The organism is Wolbachia endosymbiont of Glossina morsitans morsitans, assembly GCF_000689175.1.
GTDB classification, from domain to species: Bacteria; Pseudomonadota; Alphaproteobacteria; order Rickettsiales; family Anaplasmataceae; genus Wolbachia; species Wolbachia pipientis.
This window is the reverse complement of record NZ_AWUH01000168.1, coordinates 1-4,015: the sequence shown is the minus strand read 5'-3', so window position 1 is coordinate 4,015 and position 4,015 is coordinate 1. Positions and strand designations below refer to the sequence as shown.

Here is a 4,015-nt window from a genome sequence, read left to right as displayed (position 1 = left end):
TTTAAATTACACTACACAAATATAACCATTATATTTTTATTATTTTTTAATTATACTACACAATTTATAGTTTTGTTTATAAAAGCGACCTAAAAGCCAATGATAAGTTTTTGCTATATATTGTAAACGATGCTTACAATTTTGTTTCTCAAAAAGAGAAAGATGAAAGTAAGTTAGTAGTAAGTAATATAGATGATATACCAGGAATAGAAGGCGATTTTACCACGATTAAGATAACAAATTAAGTCGCACGATTTAACCATATGCTATTACAGCAACAGCATAATTAACATTAAAAGAAAAGATGGCCTAATAGATGAGATTTACCCTTTGGAAGAAAGTAATGGAATAAAAGAGTCAGTTATATATGTAATTATCAAAGGTATAAGTGACAGTTTTGTTGATACATTAAAAGAATCTCTACAAAAAACGCTGAAAGCAGTTAATTGTGTTGTGAAAGATTGGCACTTAATGCTTAAGAAACTTGATGAGGCAAGTCTTTCTGTCATCCCAGTACTTGATACTGTGATCCAGGAAAAGGACACGTGGATTCCAGTGTCACGCACTGGAATGACACCAGACCGAAATCAAGAGCAAAAAGATTTTCTAGTTTGGTTAAAGAGTAATAATTTTGTATTTCTAGGTTATCAAGAATATATTGCTGGTAAAGATGAAAAACTCGTCTGTGATGGCAAAAAGGACCTTGGACTGATGAGAGTAGGTCAAAGTACGTTGATTCCTTCTGCAAACCTTGATTCCCTATACATATTGAGATCAGATCTAATCTCAATAGTCCATCGGCGTACATACATGAATTGTATAGGAGTAAAAGAATTTGATGACCAGGGTAATGTAGTAAAGGAACGGCGTTTTTTCGGGCTATTTACTTCTGTAGCGGAGGTCCAAGATATTCGAACTATTCCAATAATAAAAGATAAAGTTAAAGTTATAGAAAAAAATGCAGGATTTGTAACCGGGGGCCACAACAATAAAGCTTTGATTTCTATTTTGCAAGTGTTCTCTTGTGATGAATTATTCCAATCAAATGAAGACGAATTATTTAAAATTTGCATTTCGATCATGTCTCTTGCGATTAGGCCAAGAGTCAGATTATTTTTAAGAAGAGTCGGGGATTTTATTAGTTGCATAGTGCTGATACCGATGCGTTATGCTAGCGCTAGGCTAATGTTCAAAATACGTGACATATTGAAGGATGAGACAAGTGCAGGAAGTTCAGACATTTATAACAATCACATTATCAATGAATATGATTTGATGAAATTGCATGTAGTGCTAAAGACCAAAAATGCTAGCGTTCTTGATGATGAAGTTTTGCGTATCGAAAACAAATTAAGAAACATTACAGAAAAGTGGGAAGATCGTTTTATAGACAATTTATACAATACTTTTAGCACTGTTGAGGATATATTCATCCGTTATTGCAAGGCATTTCCAATAAGCTATCAAGAGAGTTTCGAACCTCATGACGCATATTACGATATGAAAAAATTGGAGATAGTGAGGAAGAAAGGAGTTAGCGAGGTCGATTTAAGACTTACTCGTGATAATCTTAATTATCAATTAAAGGTTTATACTCCAAACAATGGAGGCCTTGAATTATCGAAGATATTAAGGATCACTAAGAATTTGGGAGCTAAAATTCTATCTCATAATGGCTATTACATAGAAATTAACGGTGGAATATGGATACACCATTTTGTGTTGTCAAGAGTCGATGAATTAATAGACAACATTACTCTAAAAGAGCAATTTGAAATAACACTTGCGAAAGTGTTTAGCAAGGAAATTAAAAATGACTATTTCAATAGTTTGATCATTATTGCTGGGCTCAAGTGGAAGGAAGTGCTTCTGATTAGAGCGCTAAGTGCCTATCTAAAGCAGACGTCATTTAACTACAACCCAGAATATATCCAAAAGGTAGTCTCAGAGTATCCAAAAGTAGTAAAGTATTTGATACAACTATTTCATGCAAGATTTGATCCTAACATAGACATTGATAGAGCAGAAACTACGGACATTGTCAGAGAAAAAATTGAGGAACTTCTAAAAGAGATCAGCAATGTTTCACATGATTACGTTTTGCGCTCGATATTTAACTTGATAATGGCTATTTTAAGGACCAGTTATTATCAAGACGATAAACCATATTTATCTACAAAATTTGACTCAAGTAAAATAAATGGTTTGCCTGATCCTCGTCCGTATCGCGAATTGTATATTTATTCAAACCTTTTTGAGGGAATACATCTAAGAGGAGGGAAATTAGCCCGTGGTGGCTTAAGGTGGTCGGATAGGACGGAAGATTTTCGCACTGAAGTTTTGGGGCTCATGAAAGCTCAGATGACAAAAAATGCGGTTATTGTCCCTGTTGGTGCAAAGGGTGGATTTGTAATAAAGCAAGCTTATAAAGATAAGAATATTTTAAGAGAGAAAAGTGTTGAGTGCTATAAGAGTTTTATTAGAGGAATGCTTGATATTACTGATAACGTGGTTGATGGTGAAATAATTCCACCAGAGAATGTGATTAGGTATGATGAAGACGATCCATACTTGGTAGTTGCAGCAGATAAAGGCACTGCTTCATTTTCTGATTATGCCAACCAGATAGCCTCTGAATACAATTTTTGGCTTGGCGATGCATTTGCATCTGGTGGATCAGCAGGTTATGATCAACAAAAAAATGGGTATTACAGCCAGAGGTGCATGGATTGCAGCACAGAGGCATTTTTGGAAAATGAATAAGGATATTTACCAGGATACAACTGTTATTGGAATTGGAGATATGGCTGGCGATCTATTTGGAAACGGTATGCTGCTTTCAAAAAAATATACATTTAATCGGCGCATTTAACCATATGCATATTTTTGTTGACCCAAACCCTGATGCAGAAAAGAGTTTCACAGAGCGTAAACGTCTCTTTGAGTTACCATTTTCAACTTGGATGGATTATAATAAAGATTTGATTTCTAAGGGTGGAGGAGTATTTGAGCGTAGCAGTAAGCAAGTAAACATTTCTCAAGAAATAAAAAAGTGCTTTGATATAACAGAAGATATGCTACCTCCAAGTGATTTGATTAGATATCTATTGAAAGCAAAAGTGGACTTCATATGGAATGGAGGAATTGGCACGTTTGTTAAGGCAAAGAGTGAAAATCATAGCATGGTCGTTGACAAAGCAAACGATGAGTTAAGAGTGAATGGTAAAGATATTAGAGCTTCTATGTTTATAGAAGGTGGAAATCTTGGTTGTACACAGTTTGGAAGAATAGAATATGCTGAAAAAGGTGGATATATCAATGCAGACTTTGTTGATAATTCAGCCGGAGTGATATGTTCGGACCTTGAAGTTAACATTAAGATTGCATTTGTTTCAGCTATGAAAGCAGGGGGTATTTCTTTAGAAAAAAGGAATGAAATACTGGCAAGTATGGTGGATGAAGTTGCATCCAAAGTGCTTGAGAACCACAACACAATTGAAACAAAAGCATTACTTCTTGAGTGTTTGCAAGCTAAAGAGAGATTGGAGCAGCACCACAGGTTACTGCTCAGTTTAGAAAAATCTGGGCTGTTAAACCGAAGCGTAGAATTTCTTCCAACTGAAGAAGAGATAGCAAGGATGTTAACTGGTGCAGAAGGTTTCAGTTCTCCTCAGCTCTCTGTTCTAATGTCTTATGCTAGAACAGCAATAAAAAATGAAATTATACATTCCGATCTGTCTGAAAAAGATCTTATATCTCATGACTACTTGCTAGGTTATTTTCCTAAAAAGATGGTAACAAAGTTTAAGGATTTCATATTAAAACACCAACTTCGTAGAGAAATTATCTCTACTTGCATTGCAAATGATGTAGTGAATAGAATGGGCTGCATATTCATCAATAATTTGGCTGAGAACACTGGAATTAAGATACAAGAAGCGGTTAACATATATATTGTTGTTAACCACCTGTATGATTTAAACAGCCTGTGGCAGAAAATTGATGAATTGGATGG

Annotated in this window: 1 pseudogene; it reads left to right on the top strand. The window is 34.9% G+C overall.

The annotated features are described in order from the left end of the window. Nucleotides 1–65: 65 nt before the first annotated feature. A pseudogene (locus tag WGMM_RS04205) lies at nucleotides 66–4,015 on the top strand (NAD-glutamate dehydrogenase); the annotation flags it as partial.